This is a genomic window from Pseudooceanicola sp. NS-SX8, from assembly GCF_057380755.1.
Window position 1 is genome coordinate 2,407,159 of the sequence record NZ_CM170819.1, and the last position, 23,462, is coordinate 2,430,620.

The 23,462-nt window shown below is 61.6% G+C and carries 18 protein-coding genes and 1 pseudogene; 14 read left to right on the plus strand and 5 right to left on the minus strand.

The window, feature by feature from the left end; translation table 11 throughout:
• Positions 1-4 precede the first annotated feature (4 nt).
• The 3 genes and pseudogenes from AC2IR1_RS10975 to AC2IR1_RS10985 all read left to right on the plus strand — a co-directional run.
• Positions 5-1,243, plus strand: coding sequence for a metallophosphoesterase family protein (locus tag AC2IR1_RS10975; protein ID WP_288960732.1), 1,239 nt, complete (start codon positions 5-7; stop codon positions 1,241-1,243).
• Positions 1,240-4,644, plus strand: coding sequence for an AAA family ATPase (locus AC2IR1_RS10980; RefSeq protein WP_486476311.1), 3,405 nt, complete (start codon positions 1,240-1,242; stop codon positions 4,642-4,644). The genes AC2IR1_RS10975 and AC2IR1_RS10980 overlap by 4 nt, the downstream gene beginning before the upstream one ends.
• A 142-nt stretch (positions 4,645-4,786) precedes the next feature.
• Positions 4,787-4,924: pseudogene (locus AC2IR1_RS10985) on the plus strand (IS256 family transposase); the annotation flags it as partial.
• A gap of 178 nt (positions 4,925-5,102) precedes the next feature.
• On the opposite strand, the gene AC2IR1_RS10990 reads toward AC2IR1_RS10985, so the two are convergent.
• The 5 genes from AC2IR1_RS10990 to AC2IR1_RS11010 all read right to left on the minus strand — a co-directional run bounded on the left by AC2IR1_RS10990 (position 5,103) and on the right by AC2IR1_RS11010 (position 10,368).
• Positions 5,103-6,257, minus strand: coding sequence for a hypothetical protein (locus AC2IR1_RS10990; protein WP_288960021.1), 1,155 nt, complete (start codon positions 6,255-6,257; stop codon positions 5,103-5,105).
• Between the two features lie 587 nt (positions 6,258-6,844).
• Positions 6,845-7,888 carry a nucleotidyl transferase AbiEii/AbiGii toxin family protein gene (locus tag AC2IR1_RS10995; RefSeq protein WP_486476312.1) on the minus strand — a complete coding sequence of 348 codons (1,044 nt, stop codon included), beginning with the start codon at positions 7,886-7,888 and terminating at the stop codon, positions 6,845-6,847.
• Entirely contained in the window at positions 7,881-8,474 is a 594-nt protein-coding gene (locus tag AC2IR1_RS11000; protein WP_288960019.1) for a DUF6088 family protein, read from the minus strand. The genes AC2IR1_RS10995 and AC2IR1_RS11000 overlap by 8 nt, the downstream gene beginning before the upstream one ends.
• Positions 8,475-8,608: 134 nt before the next feature.
• Positions 8,609-9,112 (minus strand): pyocin activator PrtN family protein, encoded by a 504-nt coding sequence (locus AC2IR1_RS11005; RefSeq protein ID WP_486476313.1) that lies wholly within the window; start codon positions 9,110-9,112, stop codon positions 8,609-8,611.
• Positions 9,109-10,368 carry a hypothetical protein gene (locus AC2IR1_RS11010; RefSeq protein ID WP_288960018.1) on the minus strand — a complete coding sequence of 420 codons (1,260 nt, stop codon included), beginning with the start codon at positions 10,366-10,368 and terminating at the stop codon, positions 9,109-9,111. Before AC2IR1_RS11010 ends, AC2IR1_RS11005 begins: the two co-directional genes overlap by 4 nt.
• Before the next feature lie 410 nt (positions 10,369-10,778).
• Between AC2IR1_RS11010 and AC2IR1_RS11015 the strand changes: the two genes are divergently transcribed.
• The 11 genes from AC2IR1_RS11015 (at position 10,779) to AC2IR1_RS11065 (ending at position 23,343) form a co-directional block, all read left to right on the plus strand.
• On the plus strand, positions 10,779-11,741 hold the full coding sequence (locus AC2IR1_RS11015) for an ArdC family protein (RefSeq protein ID WP_288960017.1): 963 nt from the start codon (positions 10,779-10,781) through the stop codon (positions 11,739-11,741).
• Positions 11,738-12,133 carry a DUF2958 domain-containing protein gene (locus AC2IR1_RS11020; RefSeq protein WP_288960016.1) on the plus strand — a complete coding sequence of 132 codons (396 nt, stop codon included), beginning with the start codon at positions 11,738-11,740 and terminating at the stop codon, positions 12,131-12,133. The genes AC2IR1_RS11015 and AC2IR1_RS11020 overlap by 4 nt, the downstream gene beginning before the upstream one ends.
• 114 nt (positions 12,134-12,247) lie before the next feature.
• A complete protein-coding gene (radC, locus tag AC2IR1_RS11025) occupies positions 12,248-12,736 on the plus strand; it encodes a RadC family protein (protein WP_009573752.1) in 489 nt (162 codons plus the stop codon).
• Positions 12,737-12,852: 116 nt separating this feature from the next.
• Positions 12,853-14,979 (plus strand): ParB/RepB/Spo0J family partition protein, encoded by a 2,127-nt coding sequence (locus AC2IR1_RS11030; protein WP_486476314.1) that lies wholly within the window; start codon positions 12,853-12,855, stop codon positions 14,977-14,979.
• Positions 14,980-15,076: 97 nt separating this feature from the next.
• A complete protein-coding gene (locus AC2IR1_RS11035; protein ID WP_288960014.1) occupies positions 15,077-15,382 on the plus strand; it encodes a hypothetical protein in 306 nt (101 codons plus the stop codon).
• A gap of 416 nt (positions 15,383-15,798) precedes the next feature.
• Positions 15,799-15,963 (plus strand): hypothetical protein, encoded by a 165-nt coding sequence (locus AC2IR1_RS11040; protein ID WP_486476315.1) that lies wholly within the window; start codon positions 15,799-15,801, stop codon positions 15,961-15,963.
• Between the two features lie 197 nt (positions 15,964-16,160).
• Positions 16,161-16,709, plus strand: a complete 549-nt coding sequence (locus AC2IR1_RS11045) for a hypothetical protein (RefSeq protein ID WP_486476316.1) — start codon at positions 16,161-16,163, stop codon at positions 16,707-16,709.
• Positions 16,710-16,769: 60 nt separating this feature from the next.
• Entirely contained in the window at positions 16,770-17,186 is a 417-nt protein-coding gene (locus AC2IR1_RS11050) for a hypothetical protein (RefSeq protein WP_486476317.1), read from the plus strand.
• Positions 17,179-17,823 carry an antitoxin of toxin-antitoxin stability system gene (locus AC2IR1_RS11055; RefSeq protein WP_486476318.1) on the plus strand — a complete coding sequence of 215 codons (645 nt, stop codon included), beginning with the start codon at positions 17,179-17,181 and terminating at the stop codon, positions 17,821-17,823. The genes AC2IR1_RS11050 and AC2IR1_RS11055 overlap by 8 nt, the downstream gene beginning before the upstream one ends.
• A gap of 157 nt (positions 17,824-17,980) precedes the next feature.
• Positions 17,981-22,297 (plus strand): strawberry notch-like NTP hydrolase domain-containing protein, encoded by a 4,317-nt coding sequence (locus tag AC2IR1_RS11060; RefSeq protein WP_486476405.1) that lies wholly within the window; start codon positions 17,981-17,983, stop codon positions 22,295-22,297.
• Positions 22,297-23,343 (plus strand): DUF7146 domain-containing protein, encoded by a 1,047-nt coding sequence (locus AC2IR1_RS11065; RefSeq protein WP_486476319.1) that lies wholly within the window; start codon positions 22,297-22,299, stop codon positions 23,341-23,343. Before AC2IR1_RS11060 ends, AC2IR1_RS11065 begins: the two co-directional genes overlap by 1 nt.
• Positions 23,344-23,462: the final 119 nt, after the last annotated feature.

Here is a 23,462-nt window from a genome sequence, read left to right on the forward strand (position 1 = left end):
CCGGATGGATCTCAATGAATATTCACTTTTTTACATCGATCGTTTTCAGGGGGATTTGAAATCTATGCGCTTACTCGTGTCAGCCGATGTTCATCTGGGATCGCCGATCCGCTCGGTCGCGATGCGCAATCCGGATTTGGGCGATCATCTGAAACAGGCAAGTAGGAACTCGTTCATCCGCATTGTCGATCTGGCCATATCAGAAAATGTCGAAGTTCTGGTTCTCGCCGGCGACATCTTTGATAATGATCAACCGGACTTGAAGTCGCGGGCATTTCTGATCTCGCAGTTGGCACGCGCCGCCGAAGCGGGTGTTCCCACAGTCCTGATCCGTGGCAACCATGATGCCCTTCTCGATCATAGAGCTCACGGAGACCTTGGCCCGAATATTCATCTGCTGCACAAGAACGAGCCCAGCGTGGAAATCGGTGACGTGTGGTTCCACGGACTGTCGTTCGACACTGCGCATGTCTCAAAAAGCTTCCTGCCCGACTACCCGGCGCCGGTAACTGGCCAAAGAAATGTTGGATTGATGCACACGTCGCTCGATGGCTCGCCCGCACATGATCCCTATGCTCCGTGCTCCGAGCAAGATCTGCTTGCGTATGGCTATGATCTTTGGTGCCTCGGCCACATCCATACCCCCTTCGAGCGCACATCAGGCCCGGTTCTCGCTGTCATGCCGGGCATTCCGCAGCCTCGCCATTTCGGGGAACGTACCGGCGGCACGGTCGCAATTGTCGAGCTTGATGACGACATGCCAAAAATCCAACGGCATCACGTCGGATATCTGAGATTTACCGAATGCGCTCTGGATTTCAGCCAATCCTCAGATGTTCAGGAAGTGTTGAGCGCGCTTCGGTCTGCGCTCCAAGGGGCGCAGCATCCCGACTACCACACAGCAGTGCGTCTGCAGGTGTCTACAGGCCATCATACAGCTGAGATACTGACGGCCCTTGCGAACGAATTGCTCGATAACATCGAGCGCGTGTTTATCGACAAAATCAAAGTGGTTGTCCCCAAACAACAGATTGACGCAAAGGCGGATGACCTGGTGCGCCTGATGCGGGCCGAGCTCACCGAACCGGGCTTACAGCTGGCCACCAAAGAGATCCTCGAAGAACTTAGAAACGCATTGCCCCGTGAAATTGCCGGCGAATTGTCTGAAAACGCCTTGGATGACCTTTTGGAGGAGGCCATCACTGAAGTCACGCTGTCTCTGCACTCAGGAGCCGCGGAATGAGATTGAACCGGCTTGAGCTCCTTCGCTATGGCCGTTTTGACGGTGGCGAGATCGTGCTCCCGGCTCCAGCTGGGGGCCAACCTGATGTTACCGTAATCTATGGACCGAATGAATCGGGAAAATCTACGGCCTTTAACGGATTTCTGGAACTTCTCTTCGGTATGAAAGCAGGAGCCCACCCGTACGCTTTCAGGTTTGAACGCAATGACCTTTTGGTTGGAGCGGAGCTGGATATCCCTGGGCGCGGTGTGACGGTTTTGCGACGCAATGGAAAACGCATCCAGTCCCTGCTGGATCATCAGGATCGCCCGGTCGATGAAGCCATTCTCTCGAGTGCGCTCCATGGCCTTTCCATGGAGGGCTATGTCGAAAGGTTCTCACTCAACGACGAAGGACTCCGCAAAGGCGGTGAACGGATTGCCGAGGCAAAAGGCGACCTGGGCCAGCTTCTACATGCGGGTGTATCTGGCCTGACCAGTATGGCGGTGACATTGGAAGGCATGACAGCCCGCGCCGAAAAGTTTCATAAGAAGAGCGGCCGAGGTACGGCGCTCAAGACCGGCAAAGACCGCTTGAAAGAGATCAATCAGGCACTGCGAACGGAACGTCTCACGCCGGATCGGGAGCGCACTCTTAGGAAAGACAGAGAGACCGCGCAAAAGGCATTCGAACAGGCGGATACCGATGTCACTCGGGCCCGAAAACGGCAGGCAGCGGGAGCGGCGGCGCAGACTTGGTATGACAAATCGGCGGAAATTCGGAAAATCGACGAGTTTCTTGCCGGTTTTCCGGAAGGTCCGAATTTGAAGAAGGGCACGGCCGGGCAAGTCGCCACACTCGTGACAACCCTGTCGGAGAAAGCAGAGAGTATCGCAGGCGCCGATGACAGAATTGCGCGCCATGAAGCGGTCATTTCAGAAAATGAGGCTGACCCGGCTGCCGGTCATCTCGAAGCGGAACTCTCAGAGCTGGATCAAATCAGGATCGATGGGGCTTCCCTCACCTCCCGGGCGGACACGGCCAGATCGGATCTGGAAAGGCGCACCGGTGAGCGCGATGACGCGGCACGCCAGATAAAACAGATTCTGACAGCGTTGGCGGTAAGTGACGAGCCTACAGAGGCCTTGGTCCTGACGACCGAAGAACTGGAGACACTCGCGGATGCGGTACAGGCCTGTCAGACCAGTGCCGGCGAGCTGCGAGCGGCTTCAAGCGTGTTGAAGACCGCACGCGATCAGCTGGGGGATGCTCCAACCGAACCAAAGGACTTGTCTCACCTGCAGATCGCGTTTGACGCATGGCAAAAAGTTTCGGACGTGTCTGGCCTTGAACATAACCTCGCATCGGAACGTGCCAGGCTGGCTAAAGCAGTGTCGGGTCTGCCTGCTTCCTGGAAGACACTTATCGAGAACGGCCTGCCTGCCCGCGAAAGTCTCGATGAAATCCTCAGGGAATGGAACACTCTGGTTGCCAACATCCTTTCCGCCACAGAAGATTTGGAAGGTCGGGAAGCGGACTACAAGGCCGCGCGCGCGAAACGCGAAGCCGACGAAAGCGCTCCGGATTCCATTGACGCGGCAGCGACGGAAAAAACCCGTCGTCAGCGTGACACAGCCTGGCAATCTCATCGCGGGAGTCTCTCCGACGAAACCGCGGAGCGTTTTGAGGAGGCCATGCATGCTGATGATGGCGCCCGAACGAGTTATCTGATGGGCACGGAGGCACGCAAACAGCTTGCAAACTCACGCGCACAGGAATCCACCGCAAGAGCCGCACGCGACACGGCAAAAGACAAGCTCGAAACACTCACCGGACAACACGATGCTTTGACCGAGCGGGCGGGCTCACTTGCGATCGCCCTGGGCTTTCCCACCGATACGGGGCCGGCTGCGTTTGCTGCGAGACTTTCCAGCCTGACGGCAGCGGCTGAGATCGCAACTGAGGTCACGATTACGGAGAATGCCTTGGAGGACCGCGCCAAGCGCCGCAAGGCAGCCATTGACGAACTGCTGGCAGAAGCCCGCCTAGTAGCCATTGAAGGTGAAGAAAGTGACCTCCCCGAGCGGGTTGGAAAGGCTCTCACACTTCAGGAAAGTGTCCGTAGGACATGGGAGAACTGGCGTCGCGGGGAACGTAAAATTGCCGATTACCAGAAAGCCGTTTCCCAAGCCGAGACAGATCATAAGGTAGCCTTGAGCCGACTGGAAACGCTGACTTCGGCACTGCCTCTTCCCGATCGCTCGGCCAGCGGCCTGAAGGCAGCACTGCCCCAGCTGCGCACGCTGCAGCAGGGACACAGCAATCACAGGAGCCTAGCGGGGCGTGTTGAAGCCCTAGAACGCGCCGTTGCCACCTTGGCAAGCAGCGCCGCACGATTGGCGGAAATCCTGGAGGAGCCTTACAGTCCGAAAGACGATCCACTTCCCATCATCAACCGCGCTCGTGCGCGTGTGACCAAAACCGCTGAAGCGGATCGTGTTAGAAAACGAGAAGAAGACCTTCTCGCCCAGGAGGTCACAGGCCGAAAGCGTGCGATAGCTGCCCGCGACGAAGCGAAGACCCAGCTGGAAAACTTGTTTGAAGGACAAGACGGTGAGGATCTTTCGCCGACGGAGCGCGTGGGAATTCTGGCTGAACGCGACGAGTTGCGCGAAGACCGGGCCAGTGCGGACACGAGCCGCAATCAAGCGCGCGACGGCGTAGATCTAACGCTCTTTGACGAAGAGCTGACGCGATTGCCTGATGTAACGCGGGAAGCGGAACTCCAGCAATTGCTTGACGATGCGCAAAAGGCACGAGATACCGCTTTAAAGGAAATGACTGAAAAGGAACGCCTTTACGAGGAAGCTTTTCATGCCGCTGACAACAGCGATCTGATCACTGAACAGGCCACGATCCTCGAAGAGTTGCGAAACGGTGCAAGGCAGGCGGCGGTCGCAAGGCTCGGGATACTGGCTGCGCGGGGTGCCTTGAAGCGCTTGGCTGCCGAACGAAGCAGCGCGATGCTGAAAGACGTGGAAGAAGCTTTCGTCACGATGACATCCAAGGAATGGGAAAAAGTCGTTGTCTGGAGTGAAACCGAGGGCGAAAAGCTGGTCGGCATCAAACCTGGGGGCGCCCCCGTAAAGGTCGAAAACATGTCCACCGGAACCATGGGTCAATTATATTTTGCCCTGCGCTTGGCCGGTTACCGCAGCTTCGCGCGTGATCCGGGGCCCCTCCCGATGGTTCTCGACGATATTATGGAAACCTTCGACGATACCCGCGCATCTGCCGCATTGAATCTCTGTGCCGAGATCGGACGGAGCGGTCAGGCAATCATTTTCACGCACCATGCGCACCTTTTGGAGCTTTCTCGCAAGAGTATTCCGGGTGTGTCCGTCGTGGAGATGCCGCATTAGGATTCTGCTGTTCACTCTTTCACCTGAAGTCTGATGACAAAGAAACAGCCCTTCAAAAATATGGACCGCTTTGGTTGTCGGTAAAGACCAGGACGATTGTCGGAGGCGCTGCCGCGATTTTCTCGTTGTTGTTGAACGCCACGGTCTGGCCATGGCCTTTAGGCTAATGATGTCGGCGCAGAAAAAATGGCGCAAGCTTGATGGTCAGAACCGCCTGCCAGAGATCATTCAGTGGATTGAATTCCGCGATGGCCTGCGCCAGCTTCACGCCGCCGCCTGATTGGCCATCACCAACTTTCGCGCATATCTCGGGCCAAAACGAAAATCTCAAGTTATTCGACTGCCTCGATGAGTGCCCGTCCTCGGGGGAGGGGTTCTCTCATGCCCGGCGGAGAAGCCCGCCGGGCTGATAGGGTTTCTCGCCTGCAGGTGCCTGGCGAATTGGTTGTTGAAGCAGCTCAGGTTGCGGAGCTATCGGTTTCCTTTCCTTGCTCAATAGTGCCGTGACTGCGATACGCGTCGAGCATCAAACGCGTATATTCGACCGTGCTCTGGGTCACGGTGCCCAAACCGGGCCATGCGAATAAGGGATCCGACCAAATAACTTCCAACTCAATCTCGATCCCAAGCAGTGCAGCCACTTCGATTGCAGCGGTCGGCTCCTTGTCCTCGGGCCAGTAGTGATCCTCGAAGGAAACAACCACGTCGAGATCGTCATCAACCCATATTTCGGCCAGACTTGCTCCCATGCGCTCGCTGGCATTGGTCGCATCCTCGAACAGGGCAGCCCGGATCAAATGGGTCACCTGGTCACTGTTGAGGTCAAGCTTTGGCCGCGGATCCACAATTGACACGATGGGTTCAATCTCTTGCCTTTCGGCGCGGGATTGCACTGGCACTGGTTTTTCATCGTTCGGTCCCAGCCAGAAGGCTTCTGGAAAAATGTTGATTGGTGATGCGCCGCAGCCGGGGCAGTGCCATTGGTTGCCAGCGATCTGTGGACCGGTGATCTCTGCATTGCAGTGAAGGCAGTACCAGAGGTTTGATTCCTCCATCTCCAAGAACGGATGGCGGACCTTTCCCTCTGCATCCGGCTTTGTGGCGCGCCGCGGCCAATCAGAAAATCGTCGCGCCTTGATGCTTTTCATCAACGCCTGGGCAATTCCGATTGCCTCTGCAAGCAGCACTCGATCGTTCATCGGGCTGTTTTGGGCGTGCTCGATGTCGACCTCAACACGAGGGGCGGCCGAAGGGTTTTCTGACAGCATTATTCGCCAACCGACACCTTCCATACGAACGTCGCCAAGCATCGTGCTCAACTCGTATGGATGCCCTCGTACTTCGCCTCGAGTGATAGCATCGGGGCCCCCGAAGATATGGTCAAAATTCGCACCCTCGTAGGACGTGATCCGTTGCACGAAGGCCTTTATCGCGGCGACTTGTGTTTCGGATGGGGCCCACTCTCCTTTTGAGCTGCCCGTCAATGCGTTCCAATGAGAAAAGCCCATTCGAGCAGCAATAAAGTCTAGCGCCACGTGCTGCGGCTGCCCCGTCGCTCTGGCGTAACGCTTTGCCAGAAGTTTCAATGTCTTAAGCTTATCGTTCTCTGTCATGATCCATGTCCAAGCTGGATCCGACTAGGTGCCCGCTGCTAATCAGACCCGCCGATGGCATGAAGTCTGCTGTTCAAAGTCAAAATCGCTGCAAAGCTTCGCGTGGCGGGCACACCGGCCTGCGAGTAAGGCCGTGGTTAACCTGTGCTATTTTCGAGCGTAGGTCAAGACTGATGAAATTGAGGCGTGGGAAGCCGAGCAGCTGAACGCCGTTTGCTCAACAAGGTGGACTAGGATGCCGACCTTGTTGAAAAATGAATTTCTGCGCCGCACGCCGAACGACCGCTTCCGGGAGCTCCGCCGCCCAGCCTTGGCTGCTCGCGAAGGTCTTCAAGGGGCCGACTGCGGCCCCGCGCACCACTCTCATGAATGTCCGGTTCCGCCGTTCAGGTCTCTGAAACCTTACAGTCGGCAAACGGCCCCGAAGCCGTCATTGCCTTGAGTAGGACGGATGGCAGCTTTTGTTCACTGGACCCAATTACTCGATCAACATGTTTCGACCAAGATCGAACTGAGGTTTAATGAACGACAGCGCAATAGTGATCGCCAATGCGAACGGTCTGGAAGGAGCCGGATGCGCCTGTGAACTATCTATTCGGCGTATCGATGTGCTGATTGTTTGCCATGAGGTTCGCGCGCTCGGCAATCGCTGCGCAACGTTCGATGAGGTCGTCGAAACGCTCAGCGTCTTCAAGCAGGAGGCCATCGCCGACCATATGCGCGTAGTCAGCCGCGAGCGCGGTACGAGCCTCTCCGGTTGGGACCAGTTGCAGATTGCCATGAACCGCGGCTTCATAGTCCACGGGTGTTCCGTCGGTTGACTTCTCCGGAAAGAACATGCGCTTGTGCCGCGCCACTGCAGGGGCGAGGGCGCGGTCGGAAATAGCCACATCCGCGACGCCAGCATCGTCGAGGCGCACCAGGTCATGCCAGTGGCGCGCGAAGCGCTCCCCGCGGAGCCGTCCCTGTACGCAGAAGACATGGATCGCCGTGGCCTTCTCCCAAAAGGTCCGCTCTGCATGCATCACGCGCGGTGTCGCGGCCGGAAAGGTCACGCCTTCGATCAGCCCGTTCGCGTCGCAGGTGACGTCACGCAGGCTCGCCGGTTCGCCCGTCGACCTCGCACCGAATTCCAGCATGACGCTGGGGGCGACATAGCCGGAGCCAGAAGAGGCGGCCTCGTAATCGATGAATAACTTGTCGCCATCTGCCCGTGTCGAGGCCGATAGCCCTTGCGCTGCAATGGCGTCCTGGATCAAGGGCTGCGTCCTCTCGACGACCCATTTCGGCAATCGATCCCGGACAGCTTTCGACCAGCGCTTTTCCTCGCTGCGCGTGGTTGGCAGGGCTTCGGCGCGTTCTCCCACCAGATCAGGTGCGATTGCCCGTATGTCATAGGTCAGATCAACATCTTCAGAAAAGCGCTGGATCACCCCATAGGCTTTGGAAAGGGAGGTTCCGCCCTTGAATACGAGGTGCTCACCAAGCTCGGAACTGAAGAGGGTCTGAAGGGCCCAGACAACCCAGACGTCCTTTTCGAGCAGGTGCGCGGGCCGCCCGGAGCGATCTGCAGCGACGGCCAGGGCTTCCTTGCTGTCTGCAGGCGGCAACGACAGGAAGGGTTCAGACATGCGCCGCCTTTCCGACACTGCGTGCAAGCCAGGTCGGGAACTGCGGTACTGCGGTTACCAATTCGTCAAACGCCGCTGCGGGCAGTTTCTGCTTCAGCGATCTAAGAGCTGTCTCTGCCTGTTCCGGCCCGAGCCAGGCCAGGGCGCGAACAGCACTGCCAGCCGGCCTTTTCCCGAGGGCGAGTTGCCATCGGGGGGCGTGGCGCAGTTCCACGAGTTGTTTGCCCAATGAGAGTGTGCGGCTGCGACCCGAGGTCAGGTACACGGAGCGAACAGGCACTTGCGTGGTCAGGCCGAGTGCATTCGCTTCGGCGGCGCCGGTTGGAACGATGACTTCGCCACGTTGCGCCGCGAGAGCCTCCACCGCCTGTTCTACGGTCGGAGCGCGCGTTCCAAACCGGCTTTTGATCGGTCGCAGGTAAACGCCGCGCCCGGCACGGATCAACTGGCCGCGCTCGGCAAGGCGCGACAAGGCCTGATCCACACCGGCACGGCTGCCGAGGTGCAGCAGGCCCTTTGCGGCAAGTGGCGCTCCTTCCGGAAGTCCCTCTGCATGGGTCAATATCTGTTCTGCAAGGTGCTGCATGATCATTCTCCTGTCAGAAATATATGCAGGTTTCTGACAGAATTCAATCCGTGCTGTTGAGCGAGATGAAGAGGGTGGTGGCTTCGTGCCGTGGGTAGCAGGCTGGCCTTCGGCGATTTTCAGATGGAACACGCTTACCGAAGACCCTGCAGTTGCAGGCATTCCTTGACGGCTGCAGCCCGCCTCTTGTCCAGGTACTCGGCCAGATCATCGATATGGACGCCTTTGGCGCATTTCTGCGACGCTTCCATGCGGACGAGAGGAAGGGCGATGGAACCAGCCGAGACTTTGCGGATGAACTTGTCGGTACTCAGACCGAAAAAATCCCTGGCGACATCCTCCGCAGGAATGATCGGTCGCCCGGAATACATCGCTATCAAGAGAAATGCCGTGTTCATGATCTCGGAGTGAAACACGATCGCAGAGACGGGAGAAGAGCGCGCAGCCTGTTGTCGGGGAGACGGATAGCATAGAGCGCAGATCGGACGGGTACGTTGGGGCTGGGGGATCATCTGAAGCGCGTGAAGGGGCAGGAGCCCATGCCCCGGTGGTCGTGCGTAAGGCGTACCTCGGTGCGCAAACATCCTCGGGTGATCGAATGCGAGCATCTTCGGTGCATTCGGCATGATGCCTTTCACGCCTTTGGACCCTTCGACATCAGTTGCTCCAGAGTTGGCGGTGAGTCCGTGTCGTTCTGGATCAGTGTCTGGGACCAAAGGATCGAGGTCTCGTAGAAACTCCGACACACCGTCTCACCGTCCTGGTCGAACCAGTGTGTTGCCTCTGGCAGAAGCTCAAATGGCAAGGGGTGGTGCGCGAACGGATTGTGAAAGACCTCGATTTCAGCCGACCACGGCTCACTCCCTATCGGCCAAAGGTTGCGATATGCATCGCTGGTCACATCCAGGCAGAAAGGGATGCCCCTGAGAGCGCCTGGCGTCCTGTCAAAGAAGTTGCCAATCCGCATGTATCGCAGTCCACGCGGTGCGCCCTGACCCGATACCGCAACGCGGTTGAGCTTGGCCATCGAACACGCGTTCGAAAAGATAACTGCGGAGAGTTCGGCATGGCCCGCATCGGCAAACAGGCCGGCGGGAAATCTGGCCTTGCCCTTGAGGTGGGATGCCTTCGTCGGACGCGCAAACATGCGCCCGTCGATTTCAACCTCTTCCGCTCCCTCGCCATAGAGATATCCGATCAGTCCTTCCCGGCTCCAGATCATCGATGCTGGTGCCTGAAAGTCCGCAATCGCCAGGGCGAAGGGCTGATCTTTTACATGCGGCAACTGATCATAGTTGCGAGCAAGCTTGTTGCCGATCGTTTTGGCAAAGCGCAAAGCTCCGGCGCCGAAAAACGCCTCCTCCCGGTCGGCTGGCAAGGCGCTCGGCGGCGCGTTCACATGGTTGTAAGGATCTGCCGGGTTGGCCGTCACGGCTTCCACCCATGCCGAACCGCCAAGCCTGTTTTCGATGCGGAAGTCCGGGGACTCATGTGGTTGGGTTACGAGCAATCCCTGCTCGCGAAACGTCGCCAGCAGCTGCGCCTCCCACAACCGCGTGTGAAAGTTGTTCGTCTGGCAATCTCCTGCCCAGTTTCGATCTGGCTTTGGAAGCGCGAGATAGAGCTGGTTGAGCGTCCATGCCGCGGGTTCATGGGAGGGCAGCCTCAACATTGCGAACACGTCGCTCGCTGTCCTTCCTTCCAGATCATAGAGCGCGGGCCGTTGCATGACGCCCGGGGGAACAGGCTCAGGAGGTTCTCCGTCCTTCAGGAGAGGCAGCAAGCGGGCCCGGGCTTCCTCTTCAGAGGCATAGCCTTCACGCTCGGTCGTCACCGTCCAGACGCGATCGGTTCGCCGCCTCATGACCAGAAAACCATAGGATCGATCGTTCAAATCGTGCCTGAGGATGCCACATGAAAGACTGTCTTCGCTGAGCCAGGCGCCGACAGGGGGCCGATTTCCGAACCCATGCCCCCTAGGGAGGGACAGCGCATAGATGCTGAATTCCCATTGCGGTAGCGCTCTCAAAACTTCGTTCCGTCAATTCAATTGGGGGGCGCCGATCGAGCGTTTCAAGTCTGCTCCCACGACGTCCAGAGATATCCAGTTCTAGTCTTTAAAACCCCTGGTGAATAGCCGTGAGGGGAAAGCCTTCCCCTTGGTCGGCACTGGCGTTGCCGACGCACCCCCATCAGCGGGGAGACCCCGCAATGCCCCCTGAGAGTGAAAGTGCGGGCGGGTTTTCCGTGACGGGTTGAGGGCTGGAGGAGAGGCCTCCGGCGCCCGTCGCGGAGATCATTCCGATGGCCAGAGAGCATCGCGCAGCCCGCAAGAGCGGCCCGCGCACGAACCTTTATGACGACATCACCGACAAGATCATCGCCGAGCTGGAGGAAGGCCGGCTGCCCTGGGTCCAGCCCTGGGGGACGGCGGCGGCGCAGGCGTCGCTCGCCATGCCGCGCAACGCCAGCACGTGTCGGCAATATTCCGGGATCAATGTCCTGATCCTCTGGGGCGCCGTGATCCAGCAGGGCTATCCAACCCAGCACTGGCTGACCTTCCGCCAGGCGCAGTCGCTTGGCGGCAATGTCCGCAAGGGCGAGCGCGGCACGACCGTCGTCTATGCCGACCGTTTCACGCCCGAAGACGAGAAGCGCCGTGCTCGGGAGACCGGGGAGGATGCAAACAGCATCCCGTTCCTGAAGCGCTTCACCGTGTTCAATGCGGCGCAATGCGAGGGTTTACCCGACGATATCGCCGTCGAGGCGCCGCCACCGCCGCCCGGGCTGATTGAGCCGCGGGTCGAGGAACTGATCAAAGCGACCGGTATCGACTTCCGGATCGGTGGCAACCGCGCCTTCTATGTTCCCGCGCTCGATTACGTGCAGGTGCCACCTCTGCAGGCCTATTTCGAGCCGATCAATTGGCACAGGACTGCCCTGCACGAGATGGGGCACGCGACAGGACATGCCTCACGGTTGGGGCGGGACTTCTCGGGGAATTTCGGCACGAAGACATACGCCTTCGAGGAACTGATCGCCGAGATTTCGAGCGCGTTCTGTTGCGCCTCGCTCGGGATCGTCCCGACCGTGCGCCACGCAGATTACGTGGGCTCATGGCTGGAGGTGATGCGCGAGGATTCCCGCGCGATCGTCCGCGCCGCCTCGCAGGCCAGCAAGGCGGCCGACTGGCTGCTGGCCCATCTGCCCGACGACAGCACCGATGTTGAGCGGCAGACCCCGACGGAAGAGAGGGCCGCAGCATGATCCTTCTGACGGCGTCACAACGCGCGCAGCTTTTGGCCAATGGTCGCCAGGCTGACACCGACCACATTCCGGTCGTGAAGTTCTTCAATCCCTTCGGCGCCGGTGTCTGGCTCGCGACCGAGCTCGACGAGGACTGCGACATCATGTTTGGCCTGGCCGACATTGGCTACCCCGAGCTTGGCTTCTGGAGCCTCAACGAACTGCGCTCGATCCGGCTGCCCTTCGGCATGGGTATCGAGCGGGATCTGCTGTTCACGGGGGACGTCCCGATCTCGGTCTGGGGCGAGGCCGCCCGCGAAACCGGCAGCATTCGGGAGGCCGAGCGTGTGCTTTATCGCTCTGGCCGCCTGCCAGGCGGGACACATCCCGATACGGAGCCCCCACGTTCCTGAGATCTAAGCTCTTCAGCTTCGGCGCCGCTCTCTTCGAAGGAAGAGGGCGGCGCTTCTCCTCGTGACGCGGTGAAAGTTCGGCGCCCGGCCGACTGCCCGTCGGAGAACAGCACCATGACACGAAACATGAGAACATCCGCCATCGAACCGCAGCCGCTCCGGTTCTCCGCCCAGGAGCAGGCCGTGGTCTACGAGGCCCGGCAGATCCTGCTGCGCCACCTCAATCAGAACCCTGTCCTGACGTCCTGGCAGGCGGTGCTCGACTATTGCGCCCTCACCATCAGGGGCGAAGTGGAGCGCTTCCATGTCCTCTATCTCGACCGCAGGAACCGGCTGATCTCTGACGAATGCCTGGCCATCGGCACGGTCGATCATGTCCCGGTCTATCCCCGGGAGGTGCTGCGGCGCTGCCTGGTACTCAATGCCTCGGCGCTGATCATCGTCCATAATCATCCGGCCGGCGATCCCGAGCCGTCGGCTGCCGACCTCGCGATGACCAAGGAAATCCGGAACGCCTGTGCGTCCCTGGGGGTGATACTCCACGACCACATCATCACCGGGGCTGGCTGGGAGACCAGCTTGCGCGCCCGCGGCGACCTCTGATGGGTATTCGCGATCATCCTCGGCTCGGCCATGAGAGGGAAAGGAGGGTGGGGGTTTCGTGACGGGCTGGTTGCCGGAGAGAGAGGCTCCCCGGCGTCCGTCATGGAGATACTGACATGGCCACTGCCACTCAGAAGATCACCCTGTCGTCCTCGCGCGACATCCCTTTCAACAAGCTGGTGCTCAGCCAGTCCAACGTCCGACGGGTGAAGGCCGGCATCTCGGTCGAGGAGCTGGCCGAGTCCATCGCCCGCCGCGGGCTGATCCAGTCCCTGCATGTCCGGCCCGAGCTCGACGCCGAAGGGCAGGAAACCGGCCTCTTCGAGGTGCCGGCTGGCGGCCGCCGCTATCGTGCGCTGGAGCTTTTGGTTAAACAGAAGCGCCTTAACAAGACCGCGCCGGTGCCCTGTACCGTCTCGGACGCCGGAGACGACATCCTGATCGACGAGGTGTCTCTGGCGGAGAACATCGAGCGCGCGCCACTGCATCCGCTCGATCAGTTTCGCGCCTTCCAGGTCCTTCGTGAGAAGGGCATGAGCGAGGAGGAAATCGCCGCGGCTTTTTTCGTCGACGCCAGGGTGGTGAAGCAGCGTCTGCGCCTCGTTTCGGTCTCGCCGGCGCTGCTCGAGACCTATGCCGAGGACGGCATGACGCTGGAACAGCTCATGGCCTTCACCGTTTCTGACGACCACGCCCGCCAAGAACAGGTCTGGGCGGCGATCAAGGACAGCTGGCAGAAGGAGCCTTACACGATCCGGCGTATGCTGACCGAGACCACGGTGCGGGCCTCCGACAAGCGGGCTCTCTTCGTCGGCATTGAGGCCTATGAGGCGGCGGGCGGCTATGTGCTGCGCGATCTCTTCCAGCAGGACGATGGCGGCTGGCTTCAGGACCCGGTGCTACTCGACCGGCTGACGGGCGAGAAGCTGAAGGCCGAGGCGGAGACCATCGCCGCCGAGGGCTGGAAGTGGATCGAGGTCGCGGCGGATTTCCCCTACGGCCATACCAATGGCATGCGCCGTCTGGCCGGCACCACCATCGACCTGACTGACGACGAACGTGCCGAGCGTGAGAAGCTGCGGGACGAGTTCGACGCGCTGGAGGCGGAGTATGCCGAGGCTGACGAGTTCCCCGACGAGGTTGATGCCCGCCTCGGCGAGATCGAGGAAGCGCTGGACGCCTTGGAATCTCGGCCGCTGCGCTATGACGCCGATCAGATGGCCCGTGCCGGTGTCTTCGTCAGCATTCGCCACGACGGCCAGCTCGCCGTCGAACGCGGCTATGTCCGTGCTGACGACGAGACGGTGGAAGGTCAGGAAGGGCAGGGTGCCGATGGGTGTTCTCCCGAGGGCGGCGAGTCCGGTGGTGTGCAGCGCTCGGTCATCATGGTGGGTGGCACGGCGACGGAATCCGAGGAGGACGATGAGGTCGAAACCATCCGGCCGCTGCCCGATCGCCTCGTCAGCGAGCTGACCGCGCATCGCACGCTGGCGCTCCGCGATGCCGTGGCGGCCAACCCGCATGTCGCGATGACGGCGCTGCTGCATCGGCTGGTCACCGATTGCTTCCTGCCGCACTCCACAAGGGGGTGCCTTGAGGCCCATGTCCGGGAGGTTCATTTCCCGGCACAAGCCGACGACCTCGGCGAAAGCGTCTCGGCGAAGTCCATCCAGGATCGGCACGAACGCTGGGGCGATCATATCCCGGCCGACGATGCGGCGCTCTGGGACTGGCTGGCTGATCAGGACGATGACACCCGGATGGAGTTGCTCGCCCATTGCGTCAGCTTCGGCGTCAACGCCCTGCACGAGAAGCCCAACCCCTATGGCGGCATGGGCGTCAGCCAGCACGGGCTAGACGTGCGCCTGTCCCAGGCCGACCGGCTGGCGCGGGCGACGGGCCTCGACATGGTGGCGGTGGGCTGGCGGCCGACCGTCGGCAACTATCTCGGCCGCGTGACCAAGCCGCGGATCATCGAGGCGGTGCGCGAAGGCGCCGGCGAACGGGCGGCGCAGCTCATCGACCATCTGAAGAAGGGCGATATGGCCAAGGAGGCCGAGCGCCTGCTGGCTGAAACCGGCTGGCTTCCGGAGCCGCTGCGCATGGTCGATCCCGATGCCGATATCGCCATGGATGCCGGGGGCGACACAGAGGCGGATGATCTGCCTGAATTCCTTGCCGGCGATGGCGAGGATGAAGACGCCACGGAGGACGAGGAGCAGTCCATGGTCGCCGCCGAATGATGCTCAGGCGGGGTGGCCTTTGCTGCCCCGCCACATCCCTTCCGTTTCCGCAACTTGCCCGGTCCCCGTGACCGGGCTTTTTCTTTGGAAAACCCTGATGCCCGCGACGATCGATATCGACCGGATATTCCGTGAAAACCGCGCCAGTCCGCCATCCGAACGCACGCTGCCTTGGGAGGAAACCCGCGATGGCATCACTGTGGTCGTGGAGCCGAAGCCGCATTGGGCGGATGACATGCGCGCCTTTCGTCTCGAAGCCCCCGAATACTGCCGCTACACCGATTGGGCCGCGAATGGCAGTCATGCCCGGTTCTACTGTCATATCGATACCAGCGGCGATGAGGTGATGATGAAAGCGCGCGCGATGATCGCCCGCGAGATTGCCGATGGACTCTGGGACTGAAGGCCCGTCCACGTCTTACGATAGTCGCCACCGTCTTCCTGTCATGGGCCTCCATGGTTCCAGTTCCAGCATCACCACGGTGCCGGTCATTATGTTCGACATCGGTGTCCGCCCCCGTCCTCGAACACGCTCCTGATGCCAGCGCGGCGGCAAGGCTGGCCGGGCGAAGCATCTGCAATGGGGAGATCGGGCGCCTGTCGGATGCAAGACACCACCCCCGCTTCCATTCGCTAACCTTGGTCTGATCCGTCTCTTTGACATTCAACCCCGGAGGGGTCGGCTTACGCATACGTGCCGCCCTCGGGGATTCGGAAAAAGTCCGAACGCCCGAGGGTGAGTGCAGATCCGGTCAGACACGTCGGGCGCCTGTCGCGTGGGGGATGGTCCCCCGCCTCCAGAGACAGGAGCCAATCCCGATGTCCTATGCAGATGCCACCGCTTTCGCCGCCAGCCTAGCCATCACTCTGATGGTCGTGATCGTCGTGTTCCAGGCCGGGGATGGAACCCACGGCGCCATGCCGGCCGACGAATTCGATGGCGATGAGGACATGGTGAAGCTGGAACTGGATCCATGGGAGTAAGGCGCGACAGCGCCTCATCCCCGACGGCCCGAGCGCGGTAGCCCGCGCTTCGGGCCTTCAGCCTTGCGATGATCCCCATCGTCGGTAGCGGAACCGGGAACAAGCCCGGTCAGAGAGGAAGAGTGCGGGCCTTTCGGCCGTGACGGGTTGAGGGCTGGAGAGAGAGGCTCACCGGCGCCCGTCATGGAGTGATCCCGATGACCTATGCTCGTTCCGAAACCTTCCGCTCCATCGGCCAGATTCTGACGGCCGATGTTCTACCCGCGCTGTATCGGTCGCAAAAGCTGCCGCTGCGCATCTCTTGCCTCGGTGTCGCCAGCTATGACGCCAGTGACGCGGCGAACAGCTTTGACCGCGTGATCCCGCTTGGGGAATGCCCGTCACCGGATGAGGCCATCCAGGCCGCAGTCTTGCGCCTGTCGCGTGGTGAGATTTGCACGGGGCCGAATAGCTTTCCGTATTTTCTGCCGCGCATCATGCTCATTCAGGACCGAGATCAGCGCCTGGTCCTCGCCGGCGAAATCCGCGCCGGCATTATCCTCTGGCAACAGCCGGTCGCATCTGATGCCGAGGCCCGCAGAATCGTGACCAAGGCCAGTCGCGTGCGCGGTATGGCGTTCCGGGCCTTGGATCCCGGGGACGCGAGACGGCTGCGTTACCGCGCCGCTGCACTGGAGGCACGGTTGGTTGATCCCTTCTGGCGCGAGACCGCGGCCGATCTGCTCCGCCTGCCACGGGCCGCCTGAGCTTCACCTTTTCAATCCCCTTCGGCTCGGTTTCACGCTGGGCCATGCCCGGAGACCATCATGGCCGACTATTTCACGCACTTTTCTTGCCTGCTTGACGTGGGTACCTCCGAAAACGCTGCCCGCGCACTCGATCTCTACAACGCACTGGCGGATGACAATGCCGCCGAAGATCCGCCATCCGACGGCTTCCTGCTCTCCATCCAGCCAGAACATGGTGGCACTCAGCTCTGGATGCGTTATGACGTCACCGGCGATCCCGGGCATGTCATCCAGTTCGTCAAACGCTGCGCCACCGAGTTCGGTCTGAGGGGGCTATGGGGCCTTCAATACGCAAACAGTTGTTCTCGGCCGAGAATCGACGGGTTCGGCGGTGGCGCGCATGTCCTTGATCTTGCTACCGGCGAAACGGTGGACTGGATCTATACCGATGGCTGGATGTCCACTGTGCTGGACGGAGGCGACCCCTATGCCTGATATCATCGAAACCACCGTCTATCGGTTCGACGAGCTGTCCGATGCGGCGAGGGAGAAGGCTCGCGCCTGGTATCGCGAGGGCGGCTTCGATTATGACTGGTACGATGCCGTCTACGAGGATTTCCAGCGTATTGCCGAAATCCTCGGCCTAAACCTCAAGACCCGATCCGCCCGGCTCATGGGCGGTGGGACACGCCAGGATCCTTGCATCTGGTTCCGCGGCTTCTGGAGCCAGGGCGATGGCGCCTGCTTCGAAACCTTCTATGCCTACCGCAAGGGCGTGCCACAGCGGATCAGGGAATACGCCCCGCAGGATACCGAGGTGCACCGCATCGCCGATGCCCTGCAGGCGGTTCAGCGGCGTAATTTCTATCAGCTTGGCGCCGAAGCCACCCATCGCGGCCATTATTATCACGAATACTGTATGGCGATCTCGGTGGAGCGAGACAGCCCGACCTGGCAGGACATGACCGCCGATGCCGAGGAGACGATCATCGAGGCGCTGCGCGATCTGGCTCGATGGCTCTACTGCCAGCTTGAACGCGAATACGATTATCTGTCGTCGGATGACGTCGTCGATGAGACCATCATCGCCAACGGTTACACCTTCACTGAAGCCGGTTGCCGCTTCGGATGATCCCGAGAAGACACCGACAAGCGCCCCGCCGTCCGGTCGGGGCGCTTTTTTTATGCTGTGCTTTGAGAGTGAGAGGTGGGCCGAAAAGGGGCAGGTCCGGGTGGGTGAGAGAGAGCCGTCCGGGTCTTCCCGTTCCTGCTCTCCGAGGTTCCCCGACATGAATATCTCATCTCCCGTGACCGGTCCGGCTACCCAGCCGGCCCCCGTGATCCTGGCCGCCGCCCATCTCATTCTTCCCCATCTCGAACGCGGTCAACGCGTCGATACTGCGGACCTCCGCAGTGCCATGGAAACTGCTTTCGGTGCGTCCGACACCAGTGGTGCCTGGGACTGGAAACTCGCCTATGAGGCCGGTGAGGTCGCCACGGTGCTGTTCCTGCGCAAATACGGAAAGGCGCTTTTCCGCAAAGCTGGTCCTCCGCTTTCCCGGCTCGATCCGCTGGCGAAGATCGCCGGGTTGCTGCCGACGCAGACCCGCCGCTCCGAAGAAAGCCAGAGCTTCCAGCAGTTCAGCACGCCTCTGCCTCTCGGCCTTGCCGCGCTGGCGGCGGCCGCGATCACGCCGGACGATGTGGTGCTGGAACCTTCGGCGGGCACCGGCCTGATGGCGATCCTGGCGCAGGCTGCCGGCGGTTCGCTGATCCTCAACGAACTTGCCGAGACCCGCGCCGATCTTCTCTCTTCCCTCTTTCCGGCCTTTCCCGTCACCCGGTTCGACGCCGCCCAGATCGACGATCATCTGACCCCGGCGGCTGTGCCGTCCGTGGTGCTGATGAACCCGCCGTTCTCGGTCATGGCCAATGTCGAGGGACGGATGGCGGATGCTTCCCTTCGCCATGTTGCCTCGGCGCTGGCCCGGCTTGCTCCTGGCGGACGGCTGGTCACGATCTCCGGCGCGAACTTCGGACCGGAAGCACCAGCCTGGCGCGACGCCTTCGTGCGCCTGCAGGACCGCGGCCGCGTGGTTTTCACCGCGGCGATCGATGGCGCGGTCTTCGCCAGACATGGCACCCGCATCGACACGCGGCTGACGGTGATCGACAAACTGCCCGCCGACGATCCGTCAGTCTTCCCGGCCTCGGCAGGAACCGCACCCGACGTTGTCACGCTGCTCGGCTGGATCGAAAGCCAGATTCCGCTGCGCTTGCCGGTGTCGCTGCCGAAGGTCGCTTCTCCCGTGCCGGCAGCTGCGCCGAAGACCGTGCGCGGTTATCTCGCTCGCGCCACAGCGTCCCGACCCGCCGCCGCACCAGCGTCTGATCCCGAGGGGGTGGAGCTCGAGTATGAGACCGTGGACTGGGCGCCGCCCGAGGGCGCGCGCTTGTCGGACGCGATCTATGAGGAATATGCGCTGCAATCGCTGCGCATTCCCGGCGCCGCGCCGCACCCGACCAAGCTGGTGCAATCCGCCGCCATGGCCTCGGTCGCGCCGCCAAAACCGTCCTACCGGCCCATGCTGCCGTCCGACATCCGCACCCGTCTGTCGGACGCGCAGCTTGAAACGGTGATCTATGCCGGTGAAGCCCATGCCGATCACCTCGCCGGTGCCTGGGCCGTGGACGAGCATTTCGACAATTTGAGCGCCGCGCCCGAGGATGCTGCCGGCGCTGTCCGGTTCCGTCGCGGCTTCATGCTCGGTGACGGCACCGGCGCCGGCAAGGGCCGTCAGTCGGCCGGGATCATCCTCGACAACTGGCTGCGGGGTCGCCGCAAGGCGGTCTGGATCTCCAAATCCGACAAGCTGATCGAGGACGCGCAACGCGACTGGTCGGCGCTCGGCATGGAGCGACTGCTGGTCACACCTCTGTCACGCTTCCCGCAGGGAAAGCCGATCACGCTGTCGGAAGGCATCCTGTTTACCACCTATGCCACGCTGCGCTCCGATGACCGGGGCGAGAAGGTTTCCCGCGTCAAGCAGATCGTCGAATGGTTGGGCAGGGACTTCGATGGGGTCATCATTTTCGACGAAAGCCATGCCATGCAGAATGCAGGAGGCGGCAAGGGAGACCGCGGCGATATCGCCGCCTCGCAACAGGGACGGGCGGGCCTGCGGCTCCAGCACGCGCTGCCCGATGCGCGCGTGGTCTATGTCTCGGCGACCGGCGCCACCACGGTTCACAATCTCGCCTATGCGCAGCGCCTCGGTCTCTGGGGCGGCGAGGATTTTCCGTTCCAGACCCGCGCCGAGTTCGTCGAGGCGATCGAAGCCGGTGGCGTTGCGGCCATGGAGGTCTTGGCCCGCGATCTGCGATCTCTCGGCCTCTATACCGCCCGCTCGCTCTCCTATGATGGGGTGGAATACGAGTTGGTCGAGCATCAGCTCACCGATGAACAGCGGCGCATCTATGATGCTTACGCGGCCGCGTTCGCCGTCATTCACAACAATCTCGACGCGGCGATGGAGGCGGCCAATATCACCGGCAGTGAAGGCACGCTGAATCGTCAGGCCAAATCCGCCGCGCGGTCGGCCTTCGAGAGCACCAAGCAGCGTTTCTTCGGCCATCTGCTGACCTCGATGAAAACCCCGACGCTGATCCGCTCGATCGACGCCGATCTTGAGGCAGGCCATGCGGCCGTCATCCAGATCGTCTCGACCGGCGAGGCGCTGATGGAACGGCGGCTGGCGGAGATCCCGACCGAGGAATGGAATGACATTTCCGTCGATGTCACGCCGCGGGAATATGTCGGCTCGTATTTGCAGCATTCCTTCCCGGTGCAGCTCTACGAACCATTCACCGACAGCGAAGGCAATCTTTCCTCGCGACCCGTGTTCCTGGACAGACAGCCGGTCGAAAGCCGCGAAGCTGTCGCCCGACGCGAAGAGATGCTCGAACAGCTTGGATCGCTGCCGCCGGTCCCGGGCGCGCTCGACCAGATCGTGCAGCGTTTCGGCACGGATGTGGTGGCGGAGGTCACGGGGCGGTCCCGCGGCATCGTGCGCAAGGGCGATGGCGTATCGGCCCGCCTGGTCGTCGAGAACCGCGCGCCCTCCGCGAACCTTGCCGAGACCTCCGCCTTCATGGATGACCAGAAGCGCATCCTGGTCTTTTCGGACGCCGGGGGCACGGGGCGCAGCTATCACGCGGACCTTTTGGCGCGGAACCAGCGCCTGCGGGTGCATTACCTGCTGGAGCCGGGCTGGAAGGCCGATGCCGCCATTCAGGGGCTCGGGCGCACCAACCGTACCAATCAGGCGCAGCCGCCGCTGTTCCGACCCATCGCCACGGATGTCAAAGCCGAGAAGCGCTTCCTCTCGACCATCGCCCGCCGCCTCGATACGCTGAGTGCGATCACACGCGGCCAGCGCCAGACCGGCGGTCAGGGGCTGTTCCGTCCCGAGGACAATCTGGAATCCGCCTATGCCCGCGACGCGCTTCGCCAGCTCTATCTGCTGATCGTGCGCGGCAAGGTCGAGGGCTGCTCGCTCGAACGCTTTGAAACCGCCACCGGGTTGAAGCTGATGGACAGCAACGGTGTGAAGGACGAACTGCCGCCGATCACCACCTTCCTCAACCGTCTGCTGGCGCTGACCATCGAGTTGCAGGGCATCCTGTTCTCGGCCTTCGAGCAGCTTCTGCAGGCGCGGATCGACGGGGCGATTGCGTCTGGCACCTATGACATGGGGCTGGAAACGCTGAAGGCCGAAAGCTTCATCGTCACAGACCGGCAGGTGATCCACACGCATCCGGGCACCGGCGCGGAAACCCGGCTTCTCACGCTCACCGAGCGCAAGCGCAATCAGCCGGTCACGCTCGATGCAGCCCTGGCGGAACTGGATGATCCCCGCGCAAGATTGCTCATGAACGAGCGATCCGGTCGTGCCGCCGTGCAGATCCCCACCACCAGCGTGATGCTGGACGATGGCGAGATCGAGCGCCGCGTCCGGCTGATCCGGCCGATGGAAGCAATGAACCTGCCCATGCGGGCGATGGGCGAGACCCACTGGGTAGAGGCCGAGCGCGCTGCCTTCGCCTCGGCATGGCAGGCCGAGTTGGACGAAGTGCCGGAGTTCACCGACAGCATCCTGCATATGGTGACAGGGCTGCTTCTGCCGATCTGGAAACGCTTGCCGCAAGACTCCTCCCGCGTCTATCGGCTCCAGACCGATGAGGGCGAACGCATCATCGGTCGTCGTGTCTCGCCGGCATGGGCCGCCAATGCTTCGACCAGTGGCGTCACCAGCAGCCTGACGCCGGATGCCGCCTATGCCGCGTTGATCGAAGGCCGAACGATCCTTGATCTCACCGAGGGGCTGCAACTGCGCCGCGTCCGGGTCATGGGCGCCAACCGGATCGAACTGACCGGCTTTACTGACGCGATGCGCGGCCGGTTGCGGGCCTATGGCCTCTTCAGCGAGATCATCTCGTGGAAACTGCGCTTCTTCGTGCCCGTCGATGCAACGGGACCGGAGATCATCGGTAAATTGCTTGACCGCTTCCCGGTGGAGCGCATCGGTGAGCGGGAGGCCGCGTAATGGCGCGTCTCAACGCTTCCGAACTGGCGCAGCGTCTCGGCCGAGAGGCCGAGGCGGTGTGCCGCCACTATCTCTCGAATGGGCGCAAGCAGGGCAATTACTGGCAGGTTGGGGATGTACGGAACAGTCCCGGCCGCTCCATGTTCGTCCGTCTGACCGGGCCGGAATCGGGCAAGGGCGCGGCCGGCAAATGGACCGATGCGCAGAGCGGGGAACATGGCGATCTGCTCGACGTGATCGGCGAAAGCCTCGGCCTCATCGATTTCGCGGACATCGCCGAGGAAGCCCGCCGCTTCCTCAGCCTGCCGCATCCCGAACCGGAGCCACAGTGCCGCAAGTTCCGAACACCGCCGGTACCATCCGGATCGTCCGAAGCGGCACGCCGCCTCTGGCACATGACCCGGCCATTGATCGGCAGCCTCGCGGAGACGTATTTACGCGGACGCGGCATTACGGATTTACGCAGAACCGCAAATCTGCGTTTCCATCCGAGCTGCTACTGGCGACCCGAGGGGGATGGGCCGACAGAGGCATGGCCCGCCATGATTGCCGCGGTGACCGACCTCGATGGCAGGGTCACCGGCGCGCATCGCACCTGGCTCATCCGCGACGGCTCCGGGAAAGCGCCGGTCTATCCGCCGAGAAAGGCGATGGGAGACCTGCTCGGAAACGCCGTCCGATTTGGCGAGGCGCGGGATGTCATGGCAGCGGGTGAGGGGATTGAAACCATCCTCTCACTGCGGCAGGCATTGCCGAAGATGCCGATGGTCTCCGCACTTTCGGCCGGACATCTCTCCGCCATCCAGCTCTCCCCGCATCTGCGCAGGCTCTATATCGTCCGCGACAACGATCCGGCAGGCGATGCCGCACGGGACAGTCTGGTGGACCGGGCCATCGAGGCCGGGATCGAGGCCATCACGCTTTCGCCCATGCTGGGAGATTTCAACGACGATCTCGTCAGCTACGGACTGGAGGCGCTTCGGGCGCAGATCCGGGTGCAGATCGCCCCCGAGGACGTCAGCCGCTTCATGGCGCTTGCGTCATAGCCAGAGAGGGCCGTGATCGGGGATAACCGATCCCGCCATGGGCAAGGGGGTGTTGCACCTCGGCAAGGGGACCGCGCCTTGGCCTTCTTGAGAGGGCGAGCGGCCCACAAGCGCTCCGG

Excerpts from the sequence above, each read along its gene's own strand:
- AC2IR1_RS11060 (WP_486476405.1), top strand. The coding sequence starts at position 17,981 with ATGAATATCTCATCTCCCGTGACCGGTCCGGCTACCCAGCCGGCCCCC.
- AC2IR1_RS11065 (WP_486476319.1), top strand. The coding sequence starts at position 22,297 with ATGGCGCGTCTCAACGCTTCCGAACTGGCGCAGCGTCTCGGCCGAGAG.
- AC2IR1_RS10975 (WP_288960732.1), top strand. The coding sequence starts at position 5 with ATGGATCTCAATGAATATTCACTTTTTTACATCGATCGTTTTCAGGGG.
- AC2IR1_RS11030 (WP_486476314.1), top strand. The coding sequence starts at position 12,853 with ATGGCCACTGCCACTCAGAAGATCACCCTGTCGTCCTCGCGCGACATC.
- AC2IR1_RS10995 (WP_486476312.1), bottom strand. The coding sequence starts at position 7,888 with ATGTCTGAACCCTTCCTGTCGTTGCCGCCTGCAGACAGCAAGGAAGCC.
- AC2IR1_RS11045 (WP_486476316.1), top strand. The coding sequence starts at position 16,161 with ATGACCTATGCTCGTTCCGAAACCTTCCGCTCCATCGGCCAGATTCTG.
- AC2IR1_RS10990 (WP_288960021.1), bottom strand. The coding sequence starts at position 6,257 with ATGACAGAGAACGATAAGCTTAAGACATTGAAACTTCTGGCAAAGCGT.
- AC2IR1_RS11035 (WP_288960014.1), top strand. The coding sequence starts at position 15,077 with ATGCCCGCGACGATCGATATCGACCGGATATTCCGTGAAAACCGCGCC.
- AC2IR1_RS11040 (WP_486476315.1), top strand. The coding sequence starts at position 15,799 with ATGTCCTATGCAGATGCCACCGCTTTCGCCGCCAGCCTAGCCATCACT.
- radC (WP_009573752.1), top strand. The coding sequence starts at position 12,248 with ATGACACGAAACATGAGAACATCCGCCATCGAACCGCAGCCGCTCCGG.
- AC2IR1_RS10980 (WP_486476311.1), top strand. The coding sequence starts at position 1,240 with ATGAGATTGAACCGGCTTGAGCTCCTTCGCTATGGCCGTTTTGACGGT.
- AC2IR1_RS11020 (WP_288960016.1), top strand. The coding sequence starts at position 11,738 with ATGATCCTTCTGACGGCGTCACAACGCGCGCAGCTTTTGGCCAATGGT.
- AC2IR1_RS11015 (WP_288960017.1), top strand. The coding sequence starts at position 10,779 with ATGGCCAGAGAGCATCGCGCAGCCCGCAAGAGCGGCCCGCGCACGAAC.
- AC2IR1_RS11055 (WP_486476318.1), top strand. The coding sequence starts at position 17,179 with ATGCCTGATATCATCGAAACCACCGTCTATCGGTTCGACGAGCTGTCC.
- AC2IR1_RS11000 (WP_288960019.1), bottom strand. The coding sequence starts at position 8,474 with ATGCAGCACCTTGCAGAACAGATATTGACCCATGCAGAGGGACTTCCG.
- AC2IR1_RS11050 (WP_486476317.1), top strand. The coding sequence starts at position 16,770 with ATGGCCGACTATTTCACGCACTTTTCTTGCCTGCTTGACGTGGGTACC.